We start from the raw sequence: 24,812 nt of genomic DNA, 5'->3' as shown, positions 1-24,812 counted from the left end.
ATGTCCGGGGACAGTGCCGCTTCGGCCCCCGGTCGGTCCGGGGCCCGTCCGGAGCGGCCTGTCGGCCGTAAGACACCGGGGTCACGGGGGCCAAGAGGGCCGCGGGGGCCGCGGGGTTCACGCTTCGCGCGCCTCCTCGAAGGCGGGCTCCTCCAGGGCGGGGTGCAGGGCAGCCCGGTCCTGAGGCTGCTGCTGCGCTGGGTGCGCCGGCCGCTGCTGCCCGTCATGCGGCTGTGGCGGCGCAACATCCAGCTCAAGGTCGTCGCCACGACACTGCTGATGTCACTGGGCGTCGTCCTGCTGCTGGGCTTCGTCGTCATCGGGCAGGTCCGCAACGGGCTGCTGGACGCCAAGGTCAAGGCGTCCCAGAGCCAGGCCACCGGCGGATTCGCCGTGGCCAAGCAGAAGGCCGACGAGGCCGCCAGCGCGACCGCGGACGACGGGACCCCGGCGGACGGCCGCGCCTCGCAGAACGTCATCGAATGGATGAGCGAACTCGTGTCGTCGCTGTCCAGCGGCGGCCAGGGCGCCTTCGACGTGGTCACCCTGCCCCCCGGCGACGACAGCGAAGCCGGACGCGGACCGCGCGCCTCCGGCTTCGTCGACCCCAACAAGAGCGTCCCCGAGAACCTGCGCGCACGGGTCAACACCAGCACCGGCGCGGTCCAGAGCTACTCCCGCATCCGCTACAGCAACCACAAGGAGTCCCAGCCGGCCCTGGTCATCGGCAAGCAGGTCAACGACCCCAACGGCGACCCGTACGAGCTGTACTACCTCTTCCCGCTGACGCAGGAGGAGAAGTCGCTCAGCCTGGTCAAGGGCACGCTGGCGACCGCCGGACTCTTCGTCGTCGTCCTCCTGGGCGCGATCGCCTGGCTCGTGGTGCGGCAGGTCGTCACGCCCGTGCGGATGGCCGCCGGGATCGCCGAGCGGCTGTCCGCCGGGCGGCTGCAGGAACGGATGAAGGTCACCGGCGAGGACGACATCGCGCGCCTCGGCGAGGCCTTCAACAAGATGGCCCAGAACCTCCAGCTGAAGATCCAGCAGCTGGAGGACCTGTCACGGATGCAGCGGCGGTTCGTGTCCGACGTCTCGCACGAACTGCGGACACCGCTGACGACCGTCCGCATGGCCGCCGACGTCATCCACGACGCCCGCGTCGACTTCGACCCCGTCACCGCCCGGTCCGCGGAACTCCTCGCCGACCAGCTCGACCGGTTCGAGACGCTCCTCGCCGACCTGCTGGAGATCAGCCGCTTCGACGCCGGCGCCGCCGCCCTCGAAGCCGAGCCGATCGACCTCAGGCAGGTCGTACGGCGGGTCGTCAGCGGGGCCGCGCCGCTCGCCGAACGCAAGGGGACGACCGTCCACGTCATCGGCGACCAGCAGCCCGTCGTCGCCGAGGCCGACGCCCGGCGCGTGGAGCGGGTGCTGCGCAACCTGGTCGTCAACGCCGTGGAACACGGCGAGGGCAAGGACGTCATCGTCAAACTGGCCGCCGCGGGCGGGGCCGTCGCCATCGCCGTGCGCGACTACGGCGTCGGGCTCAAGCCCGGCGAGGCCACCCGCGTCTTCAGCCGGTTCTGGCGCGCCGACCCGGCACGCGCGCGTACCACCGGCGGCACCGGCCTGGGGCTGTCCATCGCCCTGGAGGACGCCCGGCTGCACGGCGGCTGGCTACAGGCCTGGGGAGAGCCCGGCGGCGGCTCCCAGTTCCGGCTGACGCTGCCCAGGACCGCCGACGAGCCGCTGCGGGGCTCACCGATACCGCTCGAACCCAAGGACTCCCGCCGCAACCGGGGAGAACGCGACGACGCCGGCCAGCCGCGCGGCGGCGAGAAGAGCGCCACGGTGCCCGTACGGCCCGCCGGCGAGCAGCAGTCCGCCGCACGCACCCCGCTCACGCCCCGCACGGCCACCGTGGCCCCCACGGCCGACCCGACGGCCCTGCCCGGCAACGGCGCGCGTGTGGTGTCCCGGCCCGCCGCCCCGGGCACGAGCACGGGCACGGGTGCCGGCGGACGGCGGCCGGAAGAGCCGCCTGGGGCGGCCGGTGGTACGGGTGATGCGGCCGACACGGCTGATGGGGCCGATACGGCCGATACGGCCGATATGGCTGACGCGGGTGCTACGGGTGCTACGGGTGCTACGGGTGCGGCGTTGAGGGGGACTCCGGGACGGCGGGGAGCCGGGGCCGGGGCCAGGGCAGAGGGCTCGGACGAGCAAGGGGAGGCATTTCGTGGGCGGTGAACGGCGCGCGGGGACAACCCGGCGCACGCCGGAGCGCACGGTGGCGTACGCCGCCTGTGGCGTCGTACTGCTGGCGGGGTGCGCCTCGATGCCCGACAGCGGAGACCTGCGCGGCGTCGAATCCACCCCGCGCCAGGACACCCAGGTACGGGTGTTCGCGATGCCGCCCCGGGACGACGCACCGCCCCAGGAGATCGTCCAGGGCTTCCTCGAGGCACTCACCAGCGACGACCCGGGCTACGCGACGGCACGCCAGTACCTGGCCACCAAAACCGCCCAGAAATGGCAGCCCGAACGGTCCACGACGGTCCTGGCGGACGGACCCGCCACCGAGACCGTCCCCGCCGGGAGCAGGGAGGACGGCGACGACTACTCGTACGTCCTGACCGGCACGAAGGTCGCCACCGTCGACGCCCAGCAGTCGTACTCGCCCGCCTCCGGCAACTACGGGCAGACAGTCCACCTCACCCGCGACAAGAAGACCCGGCAGTGGCGCATCGACGCGCTCCCCTCGGGCGTCGTCATGGGCAAGTCCGACTTCCAGCGCAACTACGTGTCCGTCAACAAGTACTACTTCGCCTCCAACACCACGGCCGACGGCTCCGGCCAGCCCATGGCCGTCGCCGACCCCGTCTACGTACGGGAACGCGTCGACCCCATGACACAGATGGTGCGCTCCGTGCTCACCGGACCCACCAGTTGGCTGCGCCACGTCGTCAGATCCAGCTTCCCCACGGGCACCGCGCTGCCCAAGGGCGTCACGTCGCTCACACCCGACGACCAGAACAAACTCACCGTGCCGCTGAACGACAAGGCGGCCCACATCGGGCAGAGCAAGTGCGACGAGATGGCGGCACAACTGCTGTTCTCCCTGCAGAGCCTCACCCCCACCATCGACGAGATCGCACTGCGCGCGGGCGGCACACAACTGTGCGCCCTGACCGAGGACCGGGCCGCCGCCGTCGCCGCCCGCGGCTCCGAGAGCAACCCCGGCTACCTGTACTTCATCGACGGCCAGCACCGCCTCGTCCGCATGACGAGCGGCAGCGGCAACACCAGGGCCGAACCCGTGCCCGGAGCGCTCGGCGACGGCGCCAAGGCCCTGCGCTCGGTCGCCGTGGCCCGCGACGAACACAGCGCGGCCGGAGTCGCCCTCGACGGCAAGGCGCTCTACGTCACCTCCACCGTCACGGGCAGCTCCATCGGCGACCCCGTACTCCAGAGCAAGGGCAAGACCGAGACCGACCGGCTCACCACGCCCAGTTGGGACGCCCAGGGCGACCTGTGGGTGGCCGACCGCGACCCCGACGACCCCCGGCTGCTCCTGCTGGCGAAGGGCGGCGGCCAGCCCCTGGAGGTCCTCACGCCGGGCCTGGACGGCCGGATCAACGCCGTGCGCGTGGCCGCCGACGGGGTGCGGATCGCGCTCGTCGTGGACAAGGGCGGCAGGCAGTCCCTGCTCATCGGGCGGATCGAACGGGGCGAACGAGGCGAGCAGGGCGAACGAGGTCCGGGCAGCGGCGCACAGGCCTCCGCGCAGGTCTCGGTCCAGGAACTGCGCTCCGCGACACCGGAGCTGGAACAGGTCAGGACCATGTCGTGGGCCGGGGACAGCCGGCTCGTGGTCGTCGGGCGCGAGGCCGGCGGCGTGGAACAGGCGCAGTACGTGCAGTGCGACGGCTCGATCCCCGAGGCGGGCACCCTTCCCGGCCTCACCGAGGTCACCAGCATCGCCGCCTCCGAGGACAGCGACACCCCGCTGTTCGCGACCTCCAAGGACGGGCTGCTGTGGCTGCCCGGCGGGAGTGGATGGCGGACGCTGAAGGAGACCGCTTCCGTCGCGTTCTACCCGGGGTGATACCGGTGATACCGGTGATACCCGGGTAGTACTTGCGCGGTACTTGGGGTGGTGTCTGGGGTGGTGCTTGTCGTGATGCCTGGGGTGGTGTCTGGCGCGGTATCTGGGGTGGTGTTTGGGGTGATCTTTTTCCTCCGTCTGTCAGTGACGTCGGCGGGTGTTGAGGCGGGCGGCCTGGCGGGTCAGGTGGTCGCGTTCGGCGAGGGTGGGGGCCTTTCGGGCCGCCTCGGCGTACAGCCGTGCCGCCGTCGCCAGGTCGCCGTCGCGCTCGTGGAGGTATGCCGCCACCGCGGTGTGGCGGGGCAGAGCGTCGTCCAGCGCCGCGAGCGCGGCGAGGCCGGCACGCGGTCCGTCGGCCTCGCCGACCGCCACCGCGCGGTTGAGCCGGACGACCGGGCTGTCGGTCAGGCGCACGAGCTCGTCGTACCACTCGACGATCTGCACCCAGTCGGTCTCCTCGGCGGTGGGCGCGTCGGCGTGGAGGGCGGCGACGGCGGCCTGGGCCTGGAACTCGCCCAGCCGGTCGCGGGCGAGGGCGGCTTGGAGGATCGAGACGCCCTCGGCGATCGACGCGGTGTCCCACCGGCCGCGGTCCTGCTCGGCGAGCGGCACCAGGCTGCCGTCGGGCGCGGTCCGGGTGGCCCGCCGGGCGTGGTGGAGCAGCATGAGGGCGAGCAGCCCCGCCACCTCCGGGTGGTCGATCGCGGCCGCGAGCTGCCGGGTGAGCCGGATGGCCTCGGCGGCGAGATCGACGTCACCCGAATAGCCCTCGTTGAAGACCAGGTAGAGGACGCGCAGCACGGTGGCCACGTCACCGGGCCGGTCGAAGCGCACACCGGAGACGGTGCGCTTGGCCCGGCTGATGCGCTGCGCCATGGTCGCCTCGGGCACCAGGTAGGCCTGTGCGATCTGGCGGGTGGTGAGCCCGCCGACGGCGCGCAGCGTGAGCGCGACCGCCGACGACGGCGTCAGCGACGGGTGGGCGCACAGGAAGTAGAGCTGGAGCGTGTCGTCCACCGCGGGTGCGGGGCCCGGCGCCGGCTCCTCGTCGACCAGGTCCTCGCGCCTACGGCGGGCGGTGTCCGCCCGGGTCGCGTCGAGGAACTTGCGCCAGGCCACGGTGACCAGCCAGCCCTTCGCATCCCGCGGCGGGTCGGCCGGCCAGCCGCGGACCGCCTCGATGAGCGCCTCCTGTACGGCGTCCTCGGCCGCCGCGAAGTCGGCTCCGCGGCGGACGAGGATCCCGAGCACACTCGGGGTGAGGCTCCTCAGCAGGACCTCGTTCACCTCGGAGGTCACTCCGTGACGGTGTGGTGCACGCCCAGGAACGGGCGCAGCTCCAGCCACTCGTGGATCGGCTCGCCACCCGCTCCGGGGGCGGCCGACAGCTCACCGGCCAGCTCCACGGCGCGCTCGTAACTGTCGACGTCGATCACCATCCAGCCGGCGATGACGTCCTTGGTCTCGGCGAACGGGCCGTCGGTGACCGGCGGGCGCCCCTCGCCGTCGTAGCGGACGAACGTCCCCCCGGGTGCGAGGGCCTGGCTGTCGACGAACTCGCCGGTCTTCTCCAGCCGGGCCGCGAAGTCGTTCATGTACTGCACGTGCGCCGAGATCTCCTGCGGCGTCCACTGGTCCATCGGCACGTCGTTTACCGCAGCCGGGGCGCCGCGGTAGTGCTTGAGCAGCAAATACTTGGCCATGGTGTTCTCCTCGGTGCTGGTGCGATCCATTGTGGTCGCGTTCACTTGTGGTCGCGTTCACTGCGGGGACGGAGCCGGGCACGGGTTCTCGACATCGCCGTGCGAATCTTTTTCGGATCCATGCCTTCCCCCGTCACTTCCCACTCCGTCCCCCTCCGTCCCACCCCTTCTCTGCCCTCCCCGTCGTCGAGCTCGCGGGTTATCCACAGCGAGTTATCCACAGGGGTGGTGAGCCGCCTCGGGCCTTGGCAGAGTGATCCACGTGGAAGGCGCTCGCAAGTGGTGGCAGGAGCTCGCCGGCCTGGTGCTGCCCGCCGAGTGCGGGGGCTGCGGAAGCACACGTACGGTGCTCTGCCCGCAGTGCCGTGCAGCGCTGAGCGGGACCGAGCCGTTCCGGGTGCGGCCGGCGCCGCCACCACCGGGGCTGCCCGCCGTGCACGCGGCGGCCCGGTACGCGGACGAAGTCCGGGCAGTGCTGCTGGCCCACAAGGAACGCGGCGCGCTGACGCTGGCGCGACCGCTGGGCGCGGCGTTGGCGGGGGCTGTGCGGGTGGGGGTGAGGGAGGGGTGGGAGGGGGTGGGGGTGGGGGTGGGGGAGGGGCCCCAGCCCCCCGGAGAAGTACTCCTCGTCCCCGTCCCCTCCGCCCGTGCCGCCGTGCGGGCCCGTGGCCATGATCCGGCGCGGCGGATCGCGCTCGCGGCGGCCGGTGAGCTGCGGCGGGCCGGGATGCCGGTGCGGGTGGCAGCGGTGTTGCGGCAGCGGCGGGCCGTGGCCGACCAGGCGGGGCTCGACTCGCGCCAGCGGCTGGACAACCTGGTGGGCGCCTTGGCGGTGGTGCCCGGGGGCGCGCGGCTGCTGCTGCGCGGTGGTGCGGTGGTGCTCGTCGACGACCTGGTCACGACGGGCGCATCGCTCGCGGAGGCGGCGCGCGCGGTGCGGGAGGCGACGGCGGCGGCGACGACGGCGACGTCGGAAGGGGAACAGATGGGGCAGATGGCGGAGCCGGAGCGCGCGTTGAGTGGGGAAGGTGCGTCGGCCGTGTACGTGGGTGTCACCAGGGAACGCAGACAGGTGAAGCCGTTCGGAGCAAGGGAGGCAGGCGGTGCCGGTGCCGGTGACGTGCTCTGCGCGGCCGTGGTCGCGGCCTCGCCGGACTCTTTCGAAATAAACCGGAACTGAGTGAGAACTTGTGTCGTTGCAGGTAATGAGAGGGTCAATTCACCTGAACGGAGGTACGCCGCAGTAGAGGGTGACGACATCCGTCCGGGCGAGATATGTTCGGTTGTGAGGGAAAGCCGCAGGCCACACCTCTCAAATCCGAATGCCGTGCTGCGGTTTCGCGTAAACGGCCGCAGCGCCTGGGGTGTAGATCTCGCCGATGGGGGAGGAGGAGGTGGAAGTCACCGAGTCAGAGGTTCCGGTGCTCACCGGGGCCTGGTGCAAAAGGGAGATGCTCCGCCACTGAAGCGGAGTGATCCGGGAACGGAGTTCTGCGTGGACATCGTCGTCAAGGGCCGCAAGACCGAAGTGCCCGAGCGGTTCCGCAAGCACGTGGCCGAGAAGCTGAACCTGGAGAAGATCCAGAAGCTCGACGGCAAGGTGATCAGCCTCGACGTCGAGGTCTCCAAGGAGCCCAACCCGCGACAGGCCGACCGATGCGACCGGGTGGAGATCACGCTCCGGTCCCGCGGTCCGGTGATCCGGGCGGAGGCGGCGGCCAACGACCCGTACGCGGCACTCGACCTGGCGGCGGAGAAGCTCGACGCCCAGCTGCGCAAGCAGCACGACAAGCGATACACGCGCCGCGGGGCCCGCAGGCTCTCCGCGGCAGAGGTTCCCGACCACGTCCAGGGTGTGGCGACGCTCAACGGCAACGGTCATCCCGTCCAGGCCGACGAGTCGCACAGTGTGCCGACCAAGAGGATCGGCTCGCTGGAGGTGCAGGGCGACGGCCCCCTCGTGGTCCGCGAGAAGACGCACGTGGCCGCTCCGATGACCCTCGACCAGGCCCTCTACGAGATGGAACTGGTCGGACACGACTTCTACCTGTTCGTCGACTCCGAGACGAAGCAGCCGAGCGTCGTCTACCGGCGTCACGCCTACGACTACGGCGTGATCTACCTCGACACCGACCCGATGGTGGCCCAGGCGCACTCCCCCGAGGCGGGCGGCGCGCTGGGCGGCTGACGCTGCCCGGTGTCGGCTGAATCCGGTGCCGGCCGGATCTGGTGTCGGCCGAATCCGGTACCGACTGAATCCTGTGCCGGCTGCATCCGGTGACAGTGTGACGGGTGACAGCGTGAGTGGTGACAGATGAGCGATGTGCCCCTGGGAGCGCGGTGTGCGCCCCCAGGGGCACCTGTGCGCGACCCCTTCGGGCATCGCTCTGTCACCGCGTTGTCGTCCGGGCATGGAATCATGGCAGGGCGGCTCAACCGGTGGGCCGTTGCCTTGGGTTGGCGATGGCTCGGGACCACGGCCACAGCCTTCAGGGGGAGGAACGATGGCGGACAGCTTCGGACCGATGCGGGACGAAGGCGCCGACGACGGCGTCGTCGGCATGGGCCCGGACGCGGGCACTTCACGCAAGGAGCCGATCAGAGTCCTTGTCGTCGACGACCACGCCCTGTTCCGTCGCGGACTGGAGATCGTGCTCGCGGCCGAGGAGGACATCCAGGTCGTCGGTGAGGCGGGGGACGGCGCCGAGGCCGTGGACAAGGCGGCCGACCTGCTGCCGGACATCGTGCTGATGGACGTACGGATGCCCAAGCGCGGTGGTATCGAGGCGTGCACCTCCATCAAGGAGGTGGCCCCCAGCGCGAAGATCATCATGCTGACGATCAGCGACGAGGAGGCCGACCTCTACGAGGCGATCAAGGCGGGCGCGACCGGATATCTCCTCAAGGAGATCTCCACGGACGAGGTCGCCACCGCCATCCGCGCGGTCGCCGACGGGCAGTCGCAGATCAGCCCCTCCATGGCGTCGAAGCTGCTCACCGAGTTCAAGTCGATGATCCAGCGGACCGACGAGCGTCGCCTCGTGCCCGCGCCTCGGCTGACGGACCGGGAGCTGGAGGTGCTCAAGCTGGTCGCCACGGGGATGAACAACCGTGACATCGCCAAGGAGTTGTTCATCTCCGAGAACACCGTGAAGAACCATGTGCGCAACATCCTGGAGAAGCTGCAACTGCACTCCAGGATGGAGGCGGTGGTGTACGCGATGCGGGAGAAGATCCTCGAGATCCGCTGACTCCGGATCGCTGACGTCGGTGACTCCGGATCCGGTGGTTTCGGATCCGGTGACCGCGCCGGTTTCGTCGGCTCCACCGGCTCCACCGGCTCCACCGGCTTCGGTCAGGCGAGTGCGCGGGTGAGTACCCTGGTGAGCGGCTCGCGCAGGTCGGGGGCGTCCACGCGTTCCACGCGTACGTCCGTGCAGTCCACCCAGGTCGCCGCCTCGAGCAGGGCCTGTGCCACCGCCGGGACCGCCTTCGGGCCGTCCAGGGTGACCTGCCTGGCGACCAGGGTGCGGCCTTCGCGGGCCGGGTCCACGCGGCCGACGAGCCGGCCGCCGGCCAGGACCGGCATCGCGAAGTAGCCGTAGACCCGCTTCGGCTTGGGGACGTAGGCCTCCAGGCGGTGGGTGAAGCCGAAGATGCGCTCGGTGCGCGCCCGTTCCCAGATCAGGGAGTCGAACGGGGACAGGAGCGTGGTGCGGTGGCGGCCGCGCGGGGGCGTCTGAAGGGCCGTCGGGTCGGCCCAGGCGGGCTTGCCCCAGCCTTCGACGGTGACCGGGACCAGGCCCGAGTCGGCGATCACCGCGTCGACCTGTTCGCCCTTGAGACGGTGGTAGTCGGCGATGTCCGCGCGCGTGCCCACGCCGAGGGACTGGCCGGCCAGGCGGACGAGGCGGCGCAGGCACTCGGTGTCGTCCAGCTCGTCGTGCAGCAGGTCGGCGGGTACGGCGCGTTCGGCGAGGTCGTAGACGCGCTTCCAGCCGCGGCGTTCGACGCAGACCACCTCCCCGTACATCAGCGCGCGTTCCACGGCGACCTTGGTGCCGGACCAGTCCCACCACTCGCTGGTCTTCTTCGCGCCGCCCAACTCGGTGGCGGTGAGGGGGCCTTCGGTGCGGAGCTGCTTGATGACCTGGTCGTACGTGCCGTCCGGGAGGGCGTGGTTCCAGTGCGGGCGGGCCCGGTAGGCGCGGCGGCGGAAGGCGAAGTGGGGCCATTCCTCGATGGGGAGGATGCACGCGGCGTGGGACCAGTACTCGAAGGCGTGCGGTCGGGCCGCAGGCGCGCCCGCGGACATGGGCTTCCAGTACGCGTTCTCGACCGTCTTGCGGCCTACGGCGCCCAGGCGGGCGTAGGGGATCAGCTCGTGGGAGCGGGCCAGGACGGAGATGGTGTCGAGTTGGACCGCGCCGAGGTGCCGGAGGACGCCGCGGACGCCGGCCTTGCGGTCGGGCGTGCCGAGGAAGCCTTGCGCCCGGAGGGCGATGCGGCGGGCTTCGTCCGCGGAGAGCTCGGTGGAAGGGCGCGGGGTCGTCATGGCTCGCACGATAGGGGGTGGGTCTGACATCGGGGGGTGAGCTGGGGTTTTGGGGAGATTCCCCGGGAAGGGGCGCCCTCTTGGACGGGCCGGGAAGGCGGTCACTCGCCGGGCGGGCTGTGTGGTGCCGGCACGTACGGTGCCGCCGACGGCAGTCCCAGGTCCGACGGGAGCAGGGAGGCGAGCCAGCAGTCTCGTCGTACGCCCTTGTTGTTGATGGCTGAGCGCAGGGTGCCTTCCAGGGTGAAGCCGGCGTTTTCGGCGACCGCGCGGGAGGCGGTGTTGCCGACTTCGGCCCGCCATTCGACGCGGTCGACGGAGAGGGAGGTGAACGCCCAGCGGGCGGCGGCGAGGGTGGCCTCGGTGGTGTAGCCCCGGCCCCGGTGTTCCTTGACGGCCCAGAAGCCGACCTCGGCGGTGCCCAGGGAGCGCATGGTGAGGCTGAGGACGCCGGTGAGGGCGCGCGGCCCGGCGTCGGGGAGGCCGGGCCGGTCGGGGAGGCCGGGAAGGTCGGGGAGGAAGACGCCGAAGGTGAACATCGAGCCGGTCGCCCAGCCCTCCGGGGCGAGCAGTTCCGTGAAGGTCTCGGCGTGTTCGGCGAGGTAGGGAGAGGGGATCGTGGTCCAGCGCTGGACGTCGGGGTCCTGGGCTGCGGTGTACACGGCGTCGGCGTCCCGGGGGTCGAGGGGGCGCAGGACGAGGCGGGGGGTGGTGAGGGTGACGGGCTCGGGCTCCATCGGCCGATTCTGCTCGGGGTGTGCGGCGGGCGCCATCGATTTCGCCGTGCGTGAGCGCGTGATCACAATTCGCGCAATTCGTTCGGTGGACGCGGCACCATCGGCGGGGCCCGGCCGTTGTCCCGTTTGAAGAAGATTTTGGAGCAGGTGCGCAGCAGTGTGCGGTCCTCGTCGCGGCAGGTCTCCCGGCGTGGCGGGGTCCTCGCATACGATGGCCGTTGCTCAGTGAGTTTAAGAACCGACCGTCCCGGCCCGACCGGCAAGGAGACCAACCCCCGTGTCCGTCCTCTCAAAGATCATGCGTGCAGGCGAAGGCAAGATCCTGCGCAAGCTGCACCGCATCGCGGACCAGGTCAACTCCATCGAAGAGGACTTTGTCGACCTCTCCGACGCCGAGCTGCGGGCCCTCACCGATGAGTACAAGCAGCGGTACGCCGATGGTGAGAGCCTGGACGACCTGCTGCCCGAGGCGTTCGCCACCGTGCGCGAGGCCGCCAAGCGCTCGCTGGGCCAGCGCCACTACGACGTGCAGCTCATGGGCGGTGCCGCCCTCCACCTCGGTTATGTGGCCGAGATGAAGACCGGTGAGGGCAAGACCCTCGTCGGCACGCTGCCCGCGTACCTCAACGCCCTCTCCGGCGACGGCGTGCACCTCATCACGGTCAACGACTACCTGGCCGAGCGCGACTCCGAGATGATGGGTCGCGTCCACAAGTTCCTGGGCCTGGACGTCGGCTGCATCCTGGCGAACATGACGCCGGCCCAGCGCCGTGAGCAGTACGCGTGCGACATCACGTACGGCACGAACAACGAGTTCGGGTTCGACTACCTGCGCGACAACATGGCGTGGTCGCAGGACGAGCTCGTCCAGCGCGGCCACAACTTCGCCATCGTCGACGAGGTCGACTCGATCCTGGTCGACGAGGCCCGTACGCCGCTGATCATCTCCGGCCCGGCGGACCAGGCCACCAAGTGGTACGGCGACTTCGCCAAGCTCGTGACGCGCCTGAAGAAGGGCGAGGTGGGCAACCCCCTCAAGGGTCTCGAGGAGACGGGCGACTACGACGTCGACGAGAAGAAGCGCACGGTCGCCATCCATGAGTCCGGTGTCGCCAAGGTCGAGGACTGGCTGGGCATCGACAACCTCTACGAGTCGGTGAACACGCCTCTGGTGGGCTACCTGAACAACGCCATCAAGGCGAAGGAGCTCTTCAAGAAGGACAAGGACTACGTCGTCATCGACGGCGAGGTCATGATCGTCGACGAGCACACGGGCCGTATCCTCGCCGGCCGCCGGTACAACGAGGGCATGCACCAGGCGATCGAGGCGAAGGAAGGGGTGGACATCAAGGACGAGAACCAGACGCTCGCCACGATCACCCTGCAGAACTTCTTCCGCCTCTACGGCAAGCTGTCCGGCATGACCGGTACGGCGATGACCGAGGCCGCCGAGTTCCACCAGATCTACAAGCTCGGCGTGGTCCCGATCCCGACGAACAGGCCCATGGTCCGTAAGGACCAGTCGGACCTGATCTACCGCACCGAGGTCGCGAAGTTCGAGGCGGTCGTCGACGACATCGCCGAGAAGCACGAGAAGGGCCAGCCGATCCTCGTCGGTACGACGTCGGTCGAGAAGTCCGAGTACCTCTCGCAGCAGCTCTCCAAGCGCGGTATCCAGCACGAGGTGCTGAACGCGAAGCAGCACGACCGTGAGGCGCCGATCATCGCCCAGGCCGGCCGCAGGGGCGCTGTGACGGTCGCCACGAACATGGCCGGCCGTGGTACGGACATCAAGCTCGGCGGCAACCCCGACGACCTCGCCGAGGCGGAGCTGCGTCAGCGTGGCCTCGATCCCGACGAGCACATCGAGGAGTGGGCCGCGGCCCTGCCGGCCGCAATGGAGAAGGCCGAGCAGGCGGTCAAGGCGGAGTTCGAGGAGGTCAAGGACCTCGGCGGGCTCTACGTCCTCGGTACCGAGCGGCACGAGTCGCGGCGTATCGACAACCAGTTGCGCGGCCGTAGCGGCCGTCAGGGCGACCCGGGCGAGTCCCGGTTCTACCTGTCGCTTGGTGACGACCTGATGCGGCTGTTCAAGGCGCAGATGGTCGAGCGCGTCATGTCGATGGCGAACGTGCCGGACGACGTGCCGATCGAGAACAAGATGGTCACGCGCGCGATCGCGTCCGCGCAGTCGCAGGTGGAGCAGCAGAACTTCGAGACGCGTAAGAACGTCCTGAAGTACGACGAGGTCCTCAACCGTCAGCGTGAGGTCATCTACGGCGAGCGGCGCCGCGTCCTGGAGGGGGAGGACCTGCAGGAGCAGATCCACCACTTCACGGACGACACGATCGACGCGTACGTCGGTGCGGAGACCGCCGAGGGCTTCCCGGAGGACTGGGACCTGGACCGGCTGTGGGGCGCCTTCAAGCAGCTCTACCCGGTGAAGATCACCGTCGAGGAGCTGGAGGAGGCGGCCGGTGACCGGGCCGGTCTGACCGCCGAGTTCCTCTCCGAGTCCATCAAGGACGACATTCGCGAGCAGTACGAGTCGCGGGAGTCGCAGCTCGGCTCGGAGATCATGCGTGAGCTGGAGCGGCGGGTCGTGCTGTCGGTCCTGGACCGCAAGTGGCGTGAGCACCTCTACGAGATGGACTACCTCCAGGAGGGCATCGGCCTGCGCGCGATGGCGCAGAAGGACCCCCTGGTCGAGTACCAGCGCGAGGGCTTCGACATGTTCTCCGCGATGATGGACGGCATCAAGGAGGAGTCCGTCGGCTACCTGTTCAACCTGGAGGTCCAGGTCGAGCAGCAGGTCGAGGAGGTTCTCGTAGAGGACGCCGAGCCGGTCGACATGGAGAAGCAGGACGTGGTGCCCGCGCAGTCGGGCGGGCGTCCGGAGATCCGCGCCAAGGGGCTGGACGCTCCGCAGCGTCGTCAGCTGCACTTCTCGGCGCCGACGGTGGACGGCGAGGGCGGCACGATCGAGGGCGACTTCGACAGTGACGACGACGAGCCCGTCCGCTCCGAGGCCGACGGCCTCACGCGCGCGGAGCGCCGCAAGCAGGCGAAGGCCGGGCGGCGCCGCAAGAAGTAGGGATCCCGAGATGTAGGGATCAGATGTAGGGATCAGGGACAGCGATTTTGTGGCGGCTTCGCCGCTTTGGGGCCGGGTCACCTTCGGGTGGCCCGGCCCTTTGGCGTGCGTGGGGTTGGTTGGGCGGGCGGCCTCTGGGGCCTCTGGGGGCTTTCCGCGGCTTGTGGCCCCGTTTGCCTTGGGCAGTGCTGTTCGGTGGCCCTGGAGGCTGCTCAGTCGTCCTGTGGGTGGGGCCTGCGGGGGCCGTCGAGTTCCACGGCGGTGCAGCGCCAGCGGCGGTCCGTGCCGAGTTCCAGGCGGAAGGCCATCGCGCGCAGGCGGTCGCCGGCGCTGATGCGGGCGAAGGCCTCGATGGCGCCGGTGCGCGGGACGAAGTAGCCGATGTCGCGGACGACGGGACGGGCGCTGTGGGCGGTGCTGCGCAAGGGGCCTCGTTCGGCGAGGTGGGCCAGGTCGTCGTAGGCGTGGCCGAGGGTGTGCCGGAGCATGAAGTGGACGGGGCGTTGGCCGGTCAGGACCGCGAGGAGGCGGTCGGCGAAGAGGTCGGTGGGGCGCGGTTGGGAGAGGGGACGGCGGGGGGTTTGGGCGGGGACGGTCGGGGGTGTGAGGGCCTGGGTGGTTGCGGGGCGGCCGTCGGCGTGGCGGGTGCGGGTGGCGGTGCCGGTGGGGGAGGTGGTGCCGGGGGCGGTGGGTGGGCGGGTGCTGTGGGGTGACGGGCGAGGGGTGACGCCGTTCGGGGTGCGGGGTGGGGTGCCTGTGGGGCGGCGGGTGTCGCGGCGGCCGGGCGGGCGGGTGCCGGGGTGGTGCTGCGTCCTCGTCATGACCTTGTTCATGGGTGTCCCCGTTCCGTGGGCCCGGTGCATACCGGGCGGTAACTTGCCGTTGGGGATCTTGTACGGGGTCGCGGTCCGTGGCGGCAAGGAAGCGGGGAGTAGTGGGCGAGGGGTCGGAAAGTTCACCTATCAGGGGTGGTCGAGGGGGTGCAGGGCCCGGCGTCGTGGGGGTGGGCCGGGTGAGTTCCGGGGTTCGGGGTTGACGTCTGACGGGGTAGGGGCAGGGGCCCGAAAGGGGACGGGCCCGCACGTATCCTGAAGGCCCCCAGGGAGGCGCGGAACCGGCCTCCCGAGGTGCCGAGTCCGAGTCTGCGACCACGAAAGAAAGCGGCCAGCCATGCGCGTCTACGTCCCCCTGACCCTCCCCGGTCTCGCCGAGGCGCACAAGACGGGGGAGCTGGGGTCCGGGCCGCTCGTCGCGTACGCCGTCACGCCCGGGTTGCGTGAGTGGTATCTGTCCGACGACATCGAGGAGCTGGAGTACGCGGCGCTGAGCAGGGCCGCGCTCGCCTCGCTGCGGCTGCTCGCGGCGGACCCGGGTGCCCCGCGGCGGCGGGTCGTCGTCGCCGTCGACGTACCCGACCGGGCGGCCGTCGCGGACCCCGACCGGGGGCTCGATCCGGCGGCGCTGGGCGAGGTGCGGGTGAGCGGTGCCGTGCGGCTGGGCAAGGCGGCCGCGGTGCACGTCGACGCCGGGGACGCGGAGGCGGACGTGACCGCCGCGGCGGAGGCGCTCGCGGCGGCGGACGGCGGGGACGACGACGCGCAGTTCGTCGTGGACGGCGCCGAGGACCATGAGCTGCTGTGGTTCGCCACGCAGGAGATTCCGAACCTGGTGGGGTCCGGGGGCTGAGCCTGCCGTTTGCCCGATTTCCCGTCCGCTGCGGGGCGGTCCTCGGTCGGCCACTTGATTGTCAGTGGTGGCGGGTACGTTTTCCGGTATGGGGATGCAGCAGGAAGCGGCGCACATCGTCTGGGACTGGAACGGGACGCTGCTCGACGACAATGACGCGATCATCGGGGCGACGAACGCGGCGTTCGCCGAGCTTGGGCTGGAGCCGCTCACGTTGGAGCGGTACCGGGCGCTGTACTGCGTGCCGGTGCCCAGGTTCTACGAGCGGCTGATGGGAAGGCTGCCCACGGATGCCGAGTGGGAGGTCATGGACGAGGTCTTCCACCGGTACTACGCGGAGCACCGGGTGCGGTGCGGGCTCACCGAGGGGGTGGTGGAGCTGCTCGCGGGGTGGCGGTCGGCGGGGCACAGCCAGTCGCTGCTGAGCATGTACGTGCACGAGGAGCTCGTGCCGCTGGTCCGGGGGTTCGGGATCGAGCCGCATTTCGTGCGGGTCGACGGGCGGACCGGGCCGTCCGGGGGCAGCAAGGCCGAGCACATGGTGCGGCACCTGCGGGCGCTGGGCGGGGTCGCGCCGGCACGCACGGTGGTGATCGGGGACGCCGCCGACGACGCGGTGGCCGCCCTGCATGTGGGGGCGCGGGCCGTGTTGTACACCGGGGGGTCGCACAGTCGGGCCAGCTTGGAGGGGGTGGGGGTGCCGGTGGTGGACACGTTGGGGGAGGCGGTGGAGGTCGCGGGGCGGTTGGCTGCGGCTGCGTAGGGTTTCGCCGGGCGGGGGTGGTGCGGCGTCCTGGGGCGCCGCACCTGTGGGGGCCGGCCGGGAGATCGGGCCGGGGGCGGGTTGGGGTCAGGTTAGGTCAGGTCACCGGTGCCTTTGCGCGCAGTACCGTCAGGAATTCGCGCATCCAGGCCGGGTGGTCCGGCCAGGCGCGGGCGGAGACCAGGGTGCCGTCGACCACTGCCTCGGCGTCCTGGAAGACGGCGCCGGCCGACTGCATGTCGAGCTCCAGGGCCGGGTACGCCGTGACGTGGCGGCCGCGGAGGGCGTCGGCGGCCGCGGTGAGCAGGGGGCCGTGGCAGATCTGGGCCACGGGCTTGTCGGCGTCGAAGAACGACTTGAGGATCTTGCGGAGTTCGGGGTCGTTGCGGAGGTACTCGGGGGCGCGGCCGCCGGGGATGACGACGGCGGCGTACTGGCCGGGGTCGACCTCGGAGAAGGCGAGGTCGGCGGGCCAGGTGTAGCCGGGCTTCTCGGTGTAGGTGTCGAAGCCGGGTTCGAAGTCGTGGACGACGAACTGGAGCTTCTTGCGGGTGGGGGCGGCGATGTGGACCTCGTAGCCTTCCTCGCGGAGGCGCTGGTAGGGGTAGAGGACTTCCAGGGATTCCGCTGCGTCGCCGGTGACGATGAGGATTTTCGTGGTCATGGTGGGCGGCTCCTCTCGGGAGGGCGCTGTCCTGGGCACCGTGCCTCCTGGCGGCGGGCTTGCCAAGAGGGGGTGCTTTCAGCGTCCCGCGGGGCGGGGCCGGCGTCGACTTTTTCCGACCCGCCTCTCCCACGTCGTCCCCGGCCCCGTGCACGTCATCCCTGACCCCGTACACGTCGTCCCCGCTCCGCTTCTGTGCAGAACGTCAAAGTTATGGCCCTTGTTTTGTACACATACGGCTCATGACGGGGAGCCCGGGAGGAGCGATAGCCTGGTGGCGTGATCAGCGCGATAGTTCGCGGGGGTGTTGTTGCCCCTGCCTTGCGCCCGGTGTGTGCGGATCGTCTCCGCGGCCGGGTGGTGGACGCTGGTCGGCGCGGGCGGGACGGGGGCGCAAGGGGCCCCTGGACGTCGTATTCGCCCCGGACGCTTGTGGCACGGAGAGCAGTGTCACATCCCGGGATCGTGTCGAACATGGCCGATAACCCCCCGCTCATCTCGCCTTGCGGCATAGCGTCGAAGCAGCCCGGAGACCTCGGGCCGTGGCGGCGAGCCGCAGGGGAAGAGACCGTACTTCCTTCTACGTCACGCAACGGCGCGCGACAGGAGCCAGAGGACAATGCAGACCAAGCTGGACGAAGCCAAGGCCGAGCTGCTCGAGAGGGCGGCGCGGGTCGCTGAGAACAGCCCGGTCGGGGGGCACCTACCGACTGGGACGACGGGTGAGGGCGCTCCGGGGACCCCGGACCACGCCGCCCTCCTCGCGTTCCTGCAGCGTTACTACCTGCACACCGCCCCGGAGGATCTCAGCGGCCGTGACCCGGTCGACGTCTTCGGTGCCGCACTCTCGCACTACCGGCTGGCCGAGAGCCGGCCACAGGGGACGGCCAACGTCAGGGCCCTCACCCCGACCGTCGAAGAGAACGGGTGGATGTGCAGCCACTCCGTTGTCGAGGTCGTCACCGATGACATGCCGTTTCTTGTCGACTCCGTCACCAATGAGCTGTCCCGGCAGGGGCGGGGGATCCATCTCGTCATCCATCCGCAGATCGTGGTGCGGCGTGATGTGACCGGCAGGCTGGTCGAGGTGCTCGGCGCGCCGCCCACCGCGACCGCGGCCGGGGACCTTCCCCACGACGCGCACATCGAGTCCTGGATCCACGTCGAGATCGACCGGGAGAGCGACCGCGCCGACCTGAAGCAGATCACCGCCGACCTGCTGCGCGTCCTGTCCGACGTGCGGGAGGCCGTCGAGGACTGGGAGAAGATGCGGGAGACCGCGCTGCGGGTCGCCGACGAGCTCCCGAAGGAGCCCGTCCCCGGTGATCTGGCGCGGCCCGACGTCGACGAGGCCCGTGAGCTGCTGCGCTGGCTGGCCGCCGACCACTTCACCTTCCTCGGCTACCGCGAGTACCAACTGCGGGGCGACGACTCCCTCGCCGCCGTCCCCGGCACCGGGCTCGGCATTCTGCGCGCCGACCCGCATCACACCGACACGGAGACCCACCCCGTCAGCCCCTCCTTCGAGCGGCTTCCCGCCGACGCCCGGGCCAAGGCGCGCGAGCACAAGCTGCTGGTGCTGACCAAGGCGAACAGCCGGGCCACCGTGCACCGGCCCTCCTACCTCGACTACGTCGGTGTGAAGAGGTTCGACAAGGAGGGGAACGTCGTCGGTGAGCGGCGGTTCCTCGGGCTGTTCTCCTCCGCCGCCTACACCGAGTCCGTGGGGCGGGTTCCCGTGGTGCGGCGCAAGGTGCAGGCCGTGCTGACGGGCGCCGGGTTCTCGCCGAACAGTCACGACGGGCGCGACCTGATCCAGATCATGGAGACGTACCCGCGCGACGAGCTGTTCCAGACGCCGGTGGACGAGCTGCGGTCCATCGTCACCAGCGTGCTGTATCTGCAGGAGCGGCGGCGGCTGCGGCTCTACCTGCGGCAGGACGAGTACGGGCGCTACTACTCGGCGCTGGTCTACCTGCCCCGCGACCGCTACACCACCGGCGTCCGGCTGCGGATCATCGACATCCTCAAGGAGGAGCTGGGCGGGACGAGCGTCGACTTCACCGCCTGGAACACCGAGTCGATCCTGTCCCGGCTGCACTTCGTCGTCCGCGTCCCGCAGGGCACCGAGCTGCCCGAGCTGTCCGACGCCGACAAGGACCACATCGAGGCGCGGCTCGTCGAGGCCGCCCGGTCCTGGGCCGACGCCTTCGGTGAGGCGCTGAACGCCGAGTGCGGCGAGGAGCGGGCCGCGGAGCTGCAGCGGCGCTTCAGCAACGCCTTCCCCGAGGGCTACAAGGCCGACCACTCGCCGCGCGCCGCGGTCGCCGACCTGGTCCACCTGGAGCGGCTCACCGGGGAGCAGAGCTTCTCGCTGAGCCTGTACGAGCCGGTGGGCGCCGCGCCCGACGAGCGCCGCTTCAAGATCTACCGCAAGGGCGACGCGATCTCCCTGTCGGCCGTGCTGCCGGTCCTCAGCCGGCTCGGCGTCGAGGTGATCGACGAGCGGCCGTACGAGCTGCGCTGCACGGACCGCAGCAACGCCTGGATCTACGACTTCGGGCTGCGCATCCCCAGGTCGCTGGCCGGTCCCGGCGGCGACTTCCTCGGGGACGACGGGCGTGAGCGGTTCCAGGAGGCGTTCTCCGCGACCTGGACCGGCAAGGCGGAGAACGACGGGTTCAACGCGCTGGTGCTGGGCGCCGGGCTGAACTGGCGGCAGGCGATGGTGCTGCGCGCGTACGCCAAGTACCTGCGCCAGGCCGGGTCCACGTTCAGCCAGGACTACATGGAGGACACCCTCCGCACCAATGTCCACACCACCCGGCTGCTGGTGTCGTTGTTCGAGGCGCGTATGTCGCCCGACCGGCAGCGTGCCGGGCTCGAGATCGTCGACGCGCTGCTCGAGGAGCTCGACGCCGCGCTCGACCAGGTGGCCTCGCTCGACGAGGACCGGATCCTGCGGTCCTTCCTGACCGTCATCAAGGCGACCCTGCGCACGAACTTCTTCCAGGAGCGCGCGGACGGCCGTCCGCACGACTACGTGTCCATGAAGTTCGACCCGCAGGTCATCCCCGACCTGCCGGCGCCCCGGCCCGCGTTCGAGATCTGGGTGTACTCGCCGCAGGTGGAGGGCGTGCACCTGCGGTTCGGGAAGGTCGCGCGCGGTGGTCTGCGCTGGTCCGACCGGCGGGAGGACTTCCGCACCGAGGTGCTCGGCCTGGTCAAGGCGCAGATGGTGAAGAACACCGTCATCGTGCCGGTCGGCGCCAAGGGCGGCTTCGTCGCCAAGCAGCTGCCCGACCCGGCCGTGGACCGCGACGCGTGGCTGGCCGAGGGCATCTCCAGCTACAAGACGTTCATCTCGGCGCTCCTGGACATCACCGACAACATGGTCGGCGGGGAGGTCGTGCCGCCGTCCGGCGTCGTCCGGCACGACGAGGACGACACCTATCTCGTGGTCGCCGCCGACAAGGGCACGGCGACGTTCTCCGACATCGCCAACGAGGTCGCGCAGTCGTACGACTTCTGGCTCGGGGACGCCTTCGCCTCCGGCGGTTCGGCCGGCTACGACCACAAGGGCATGGGCATCACAGCCCGCGGCGCCTGGGAGTCCGTGAAGCGGCACTTCCGGGAGCGGGGCGTGAACACGCAGGCCGAGGACTTCACGGTCGTCGGCATCGGCGACATGTCCGGTGACGTGTTCGGCAACGGCATGCTGCTCTCCGAGCACATCCGCCTGGTCGCCGCCTTCGACCACCGGCACATCTTCATCGACCCCGTCCCGGACGCGGCGACCTCCTACGCCGAGCGCCGCCGCCTGTTCGAGCTGCCCCGCTCCAGTTGGGCCGACTACGACACCGGCCTGCTGTCGGCCGGCGGCGGGATCTTCCCGCGTACGGCGAAGGCGATCCCGGTCGGCGCGCACGTCCGCGAGGCGCTCGGCATCGAGGCGGGCGTCAACAAGCTGACCCCGGCCGACCTGATGAAGGCGATCCTGCGGGCGCCGGTGGACCTGCTGTGGAACGGCGGCATCGGCACGTACGTCAAGTCGGGTACGGAGTCGAACGCCGACGTCGGCGACAAGGCCAACGACCCGATCCGGGTGGACGGCGCCGACCTGCGGGTCAAGGTCGTCGGCGAGGGCGGCAACCTGGGGCTGACCCAGCTCGGGCGGATCGAGTTCGCCCGCAGCGGCGGCGGGATCAACACGGACGCCATCGACAACAGCGCGGGCGTGGACACCTCCGACCACGAGGTGAACATCAAGATCCTGCTCAACGGCCTGGTCGCCGAGGGCGACATGACCGTCAAGCAGCGCAACAAGGTGCTCGCGGAGATGACCGACGAGGTCGGCGGACTCGTCCTGCGCAACAATTACGCGCAGAACACGGCGATCGCCAACGCCCTCTTCCAGTCCAAGGACATGCTCCACGCCCAGCAGCGCTTCATGCGCCACCTGGTCAGGGAGCGGCACCTGGACCGGGCCCTGGAGTTCCTGCCCACCGACCGGCAGATCCGCGAGCGGCTCGGCGCCGGCCAGGGCCTGTCCAGCCCGGAGACGGCCGTCCTGCTGGCGTACACGAAGATCACGGTGTCGGACGAGCTGCTGCACACCTCGCTGCCCGACGACGACTACCTGCGCGGTCTGCTGCACGCGTACTTCCCGACGGCGCTGCGCGAGCGGTTCCCCGAGGGCATCGACAGCCACCCGCTGCGCCGCGAGATCACCACGACCGTCCTGGTCAACGACACGGTCAACACGGGCGGTACGACGTATCTGCACCGGCTGCGGGAGGAGACGGGCGCCTCGCTGGAGGAGATCGTGCGGGCCCAGACCGCGGCCCGGGCGATCTTCCGCGCGGCCCCGGTGTGGGACGCGGTGGAGGCCCTCGACAACCGGGTCGAGGCCGCCGTGCAGACCCGGATCCGGCTGCACTCGCGGCGGCTCGTCGAGCGCGGCACGCGCTGGCTGCTCAACAACCGGCCGCAGCCGCTGCAGCTGGCCGAGACCGTCGAGTTCTTCGCCGAGCGCGTCGAGCAGGTGTGGGGGCAGTTGACGAAGCTGATGCGCGGCGCGGATCTGGAGTGGTGGCAGAAGATCTACGACGAGCTGACCGACGGGGGCGTCCCGGACGAGCTGGCCACCCGGGTGGCCGGGTTCTCGTCGGCGTTCCCGGCGCTGGACATCGTGTCGGTGGCCGACCGCATGGGCCGGGACCCGCTGGACGTCGCCGACGTCTACTACGACCTCGCCGACCGGCTGCGCATCACCCAGCTGATGGACCGCATCATCGACCTGCCGCGCGCCGACCGCTGGCAGTCCATGGCCCGCGCCTCCATCCGCGAGGACCTGTACGCGGCCCACGCGGCGGTGGCCGCGGACGTCCTGGCCGTCGGCAACGGCACCTCGACGCCCGAGCAGCGCTTCAAGGCGTGGGAGGAGAAGAACGCGGCGATCCTGGGCCGGGCGCGCACCACGCTGGAGGAGATCCAGAGCTCGGAGACGTTCGACCTGGCCAACCTGTCGGTGGCGATGCGGACGATGCGGACGCTGCTGCGGACGCATTCGTAGGCCGGTCGGGCGGTAGGCCGGTCAGGCGGTAGGGCCCGGTCTCAGGTACGACAAAAGGGCGCCCCCCGAACCATCGGGGGGCGCCCTTCTCGTCGTGTGCCGACCGCGTACCGGGCCGTGCCGGCTACTTCTTCTTGCCGGAGGTGAACGCCTCGTAGGCCTGGAGGACCTCTTCGGTGAGGCCGTCCATGCGCAGTTCGCCGCGCTCCAGCCACAGCACGCGGTCGCAGGTGTCGCGGATCGCGGCGTTGCTGTGGCTGACCAGGAAGACGGTTCCTGCGTGCCGGCGCATCTCCTGGATGCGCTCCGCCGAACGCGCCTGGAACCGTGCGTCACCGGTCGACAGGGCCTCGTCGATGAGGAGGACGTCGTGGTCCTTGGCGGCGGCGATGGAGAAGCGCAGCCGGGAGCCCATGCCGGAGGAGTAGGTGCGCATCGGCAGGGAGATGAAGTCGCCCTTCTCGTTGATGCCGGAGAAGTCGACGATCTCCTGGTAGCGCTCCTTGATCTGCTCGCGCGTCATGCCCATGGCCAGGCCGCCGAGGTAGACGTTGCGCTCGCCGGTCAGGTCGCCCATCAGGGCCGCGTTGACGCCGAGGAGGGAGGGCTGGCCGTCGGTGTAGATCTTGCCGTTCTCCACCGGCTGGAGGCCCGCGATGCCCTTGAGGAGGGTCGACTTGCCGGAGCCGTTGGTGCCGATCAGGCCGATCGCCTCGCCCTTGTAGGCGACGAAGGAGACCTTCTTGACGGCGTGCACGATCCGCATGCCGGCGGCCTTCTCGGCCTGCTTGGGGCGCAGGATGCGGTTGAGGGCGGCGGTCGCGCTGCCCCGGCCGCTGCCGGTGCCGTTGATCCGGTAGATGATGTCGACGCCGTCCGCGACGACGGTGGGGGCGCGCTCGTCGAAGGGCTCGGCGGGCGCGGTGCGCGCCTCGGTCTCGGTGTTGTCAGCCACGGCCGTACGTCTCCTCAGCCTTCCAGAAGTAGATGAAGCCGCCGACGCCGGCGAGCAGCGCCCAGCCGGTCGCGACCAGCCACACGTGCGGCGGCAACTGGCTGGCGTGGAAGCTGTCGATCAGCGCGAAGCGCATCAGGTCGATGTAGACCGCGGCGGGGTTGGCCCGCAGCAGGTCCGCGACCCAGGATGGCATGCCGTGGTGCTTGCCGATGAGGTTGTCGATGCTCCACATGACACCCGAGATGTACATCCAGGTGCGCAGGATGAACGGCATCAGCTGGGCGATGTCCGGGGTGTTCGCGCCGAGCCGGGCCAGGATCATCGAGACGCCCGCGTTGAAGACGAACTGCAGCGCGAGGGCAGGGAAGACCAGCAGCCAGGACAGGGCCGGCGGCACGCCCACCGCGAACAGGATGATCAGCAGGGCGCCCATCGAGAACAGCAGTTGCTGGAGCTGCTGGAGACAGAACGAGATCGGCAGTGCGGCGCGGGGGAAGTGCAGGGCCCGCACCAGGCCGATGCTGCCGCCGATGGCCCGGGTGCCCGCCATGATCGAGCTCTGCGTGAACGTCCAGACGAACACGCCCGTGACCAGGAAGGGGATGAAGTCCGCCACGCCCTTCTTGGTCTCCAGCAGGACACCGAAGATGAAGTAGTACACCGCCGCGTTCAGCAGCGGGGTCATCACCTGCCAGACCTGGCCCAGCTTCGCCGCGCTGTACTGGGCGGTGAGCTTGGCGGTGGCGAACGCGGTGATGAAGTGGCGGCGTGCCCAGAGCTGGCGGATGTACTCCGGCAGGGGGGGACGGGCACCGCTGACCGTGAGGCCGTACTGCTCGGCCAGGGCAGCGAGATCGCCGTGGCCGTCGGCCGGTGTCCTGGGCGGTGTGTGGAGGACCTGACTCACATCCGCTGCTTTCACTCGGGGGGAGGGGGGTGCGGGCGCCGTTCCCTAGTCGTCCGACGTTT

The 24,812-nt window shown here is 70.4% G+C and carries 17 protein-coding genes; 9 read left to right on the top strand and 8 right to left on the bottom strand.

What is annotated here, in order from left to right:
- Both mtrB and OG352_RS16905 read left to right on the top strand, forming a co-directional pair.
- Window positions 1–2,250, top strand: coding sequence for an MtrAB system histidine kinase MtrB (mtrB, locus tag OG352_RS16910; protein ID WP_329217873.1), 2,250 nt, complete (start codon window positions 1–3; stop codon window positions 2,248–2,250).
- A complete protein-coding gene (locus OG352_RS16905) occupies window positions 2,240–4,108 on the top strand; it encodes an LpqB family beta-propeller domain-containing protein (RefSeq protein WP_329217871.1) in 1,869 nt (622 codons plus the stop codon). Before mtrB ends, OG352_RS16905 begins: the two co-directional genes overlap by 11 nt.
- A 141-nt stretch (window positions 4,109–4,249) precedes the next feature.
- Here OG352_RS16905 and OG352_RS16900 read toward each other — a convergent pair whose 3' ends face one another.
- Window positions 4,250–5,395, bottom strand: a complete 1,146-nt coding sequence (locus OG352_RS16900; RefSeq protein WP_329223862.1) for an RNA polymerase sigma factor — start codon at window positions 5,393–5,395, stop codon at window positions 4,250–4,252.
- Between the two features lie 8 nt (window positions 5,396–5,403).
- Entirely contained in the window at window positions 5,404–5,811 is a 408-nt protein-coding gene (locus OG352_RS16895) for a YciI family protein (protein ID WP_329217870.1), read from the bottom strand.
- 262 nt (window positions 5,812–6,073) lie between these two features.
- On the opposite strand from OG352_RS16895, the gene OG352_RS16890 reads away from it, so the two are divergent.
- From OG352_RS16890 to OG352_RS16880, 3 genes are all read left to right on the top strand, one after another.
- Complete coding sequence (locus OG352_RS16890; RefSeq protein WP_329217869.1) at window positions 6,074–6,991, top strand: ComF family protein; 918 nt, start codon at window positions 6,074–6,076, stop codon at window positions 6,989–6,991.
- Window positions 6,992–7,306: 315 nt separating this feature from the next.
- Window positions 7,307–7,999, top strand: coding sequence for a ribosome hibernation-promoting factor, HPF/YfiA family (hpf, locus tag OG352_RS16885; protein ID WP_443072290.1), 693 nt, complete (start codon window positions 7,307–7,309; stop codon window positions 7,997–7,999).
- A gap of 316 nt (window positions 8,000–8,315) precedes the next feature.
- Window positions 8,316–9,062 carry a response regulator transcription factor gene (locus OG352_RS16880; protein ID WP_329217868.1) on the top strand — a complete coding sequence of 249 codons (747 nt, stop codon included), beginning with the start codon at window positions 8,316–8,318 and terminating at the stop codon, window positions 9,060–9,062.
- A gap of 104 nt (window positions 9,063–9,166) precedes the next feature.
- Here OG352_RS16880 and OG352_RS16875 read toward each other — a convergent pair whose 3' ends face one another.
- Together OG352_RS16875 and OG352_RS16870 are read right to left on the bottom strand one after the other, a co-directional pair.
- On the bottom strand, window positions 9,167–10,366 hold the full coding sequence (locus OG352_RS16875; protein ID WP_329217867.1) for a winged helix-turn-helix domain-containing protein: 1,200 nt from the start codon (window positions 10,364–10,366) through the stop codon (window positions 9,167–9,169).
- A gap of 101 nt (window positions 10,367–10,467) precedes the next feature.
- Complete coding sequence (locus OG352_RS16870) at window positions 10,468–11,103, bottom strand: GNAT family N-acetyltransferase (RefSeq protein ID WP_329217866.1); 636 nt, start codon at window positions 11,101–11,103, stop codon at window positions 10,468–10,470.
- A gap of 277 nt (window positions 11,104–11,380) precedes the next feature.
- Here OG352_RS16870 and secA point away from each other — a divergent pair, with 277 nt between their 5' ends.
- On the top strand, window positions 11,381–14,197 hold the full coding sequence (gene secA, locus OG352_RS16865; protein WP_329217864.1) for a preprotein translocase subunit SecA: 2,817 nt from the start codon (window positions 11,381–11,383) through the stop codon (window positions 14,195–14,197).
- A gap of 212 nt (window positions 14,198–14,409) precedes the next feature.
- Here the strand turns inward: secA and OG352_RS16860 are convergent, their stop codons facing one another.
- On the bottom strand, window positions 14,410–15,030 hold the full coding sequence (locus OG352_RS16860; RefSeq protein ID WP_329217863.1) for an Rv3235 family protein: 621 nt from the start codon (window positions 15,028–15,030) through the stop codon (window positions 14,410–14,412).
- Between the two features lie 337 nt (window positions 15,031–15,367).
- Between OG352_RS16860 and OG352_RS16855 the strand changes: the two genes are divergently transcribed.
- Together OG352_RS16855 and OG352_RS16850 are read left to right on the top strand one after the other, a co-directional pair.
- Window positions 15,368–15,883 (top strand): DUF6912 family protein, encoded by a 516-nt coding sequence (locus tag OG352_RS16855; RefSeq protein ID WP_329217862.1) that lies wholly within the window; start codon window positions 15,368–15,370, stop codon window positions 15,881–15,883.
- An 88-nt stretch (window positions 15,884–15,971) separates the two neighbouring features.
- A complete protein-coding gene (locus OG352_RS16850; protein ID WP_329217860.1) occupies window positions 15,972–16,646 on the top strand; it encodes an HAD family hydrolase in 675 nt (224 codons plus the stop codon).
- A gap of 97 nt (window positions 16,647–16,743) precedes the next feature.
- On the opposite strand, the gene OG352_RS16845 is transcribed toward OG352_RS16850, so the two are convergent.
- Entirely contained in the window at window positions 16,744–17,310 is a 567-nt protein-coding gene (locus OG352_RS16845) for a DJ-1/PfpI family protein (RefSeq protein ID WP_329217859.1), read from the bottom strand.
- Between the two features lie 619 nt (window positions 17,311–17,929).
- On the opposite strand from OG352_RS16845, the gene OG352_RS16840 reads away from it, so the two are divergent.
- Complete coding sequence (locus tag OG352_RS16840; RefSeq protein WP_329217858.1) at window positions 17,930–22,885, top strand: NAD-glutamate dehydrogenase; 4,956 nt, start codon at window positions 17,930–17,932, stop codon at window positions 22,883–22,885.
- 124 nt (window positions 22,886–23,009) lie between these two features.
- On the opposite strand, the gene OG352_RS16835 is transcribed toward OG352_RS16840, so the two are convergent.
- Both OG352_RS16835 and OG352_RS16830 read right to left on the bottom strand, forming a co-directional pair.
- A complete protein-coding gene (locus OG352_RS16835; protein WP_329217856.1) occupies window positions 23,010–23,840 on the bottom strand; it encodes an ABC transporter ATP-binding protein in 831 nt (276 codons plus the stop codon).
- Window positions 23,833–24,750 carry an ABC transporter permease gene (locus OG352_RS16830; RefSeq protein ID WP_329217854.1) on the bottom strand — a complete coding sequence of 306 codons (918 nt, stop codon included), beginning with the start codon at window positions 24,748–24,750 and terminating at the stop codon, window positions 23,833–23,835. Before OG352_RS16830 ends, OG352_RS16835 begins: the two co-directional genes overlap by 8 nt.
- Window positions 24,751–24,812: the final 62 nt, after the last annotated feature.

Origin of the sequence: Streptomyces sp. NBC_01485 (assembly GCF_036227125.1) — a bacterium.
Taxonomy (GTDB): Bacteria; Actinomycetota; Actinomycetes; order Streptomycetales; family Streptomycetaceae; genus Streptomyces.
The sequence above is the reverse complement of the archived record's forward strand: the minus strand, read 5'-3'. Positions and strand labels throughout refer to the sequence as shown.

Coding starts and splice junctions, on each gene's coding strand:
- mtrB (WP_329217873.1), top strand. CDS start 1: ATGTCCGGGGACAGTGCCGCTTCGGCCCCCGGTCGGTCCGGGGCCCGT.
- OG352_RS16895 (WP_329217870.1), bottom strand. CDS start 5,811: ATGGCCAAGTATTTGCTGCTCAAGCACTACCGCGGCGCCCCGGCTGCG.
- OG352_RS16860 (WP_329217863.1), bottom strand. CDS start 15,030: ATGAACAAGGTCATGACGAGGACGCAGCACCACCCCGGCACCCGCCCG.
- OG352_RS16855 (WP_329217862.1), top strand. CDS start 15,368: ATGCGCGTCTACGTCCCCCTGACCCTCCCCGGTCTCGCCGAGGCGCAC.
- OG352_RS16850 (WP_329217860.1), top strand. CDS start 15,972: ATGGGGATGCAGCAGGAAGCGGCGCACATCGTCTGGGACTGGAACGGG.
- OG352_RS16845 (WP_329217859.1), bottom strand. CDS start 17,310: ATGACCACGAAAATCCTCATCGTCACCGGCGACGCAGCGGAATCCCTG.
- OG352_RS16840 (WP_329217858.1), top strand. CDS start 17,930: ATGCAGACCAAGCTGGACGAAGCCAAGGCCGAGCTGCTCGAGAGGGCG.
- OG352_RS16875 (WP_329217867.1), bottom strand. CDS start 10,366: ATGACGACCCCGCGCCCTTCCACCGAGCTCTCCGCGGACGAAGCCCGC.
- OG352_RS16880 (WP_329217868.1), top strand. CDS start 8,316: ATGGCGGACAGCTTCGGACCGATGCGGGACGAAGGCGCCGACGACGGC.
- OG352_RS16870 (WP_329217866.1), bottom strand. CDS start 11,103: ATGGAGCCCGAGCCCGTCACCCTCACCACCCCCCGCCTCGTCCTGCGC.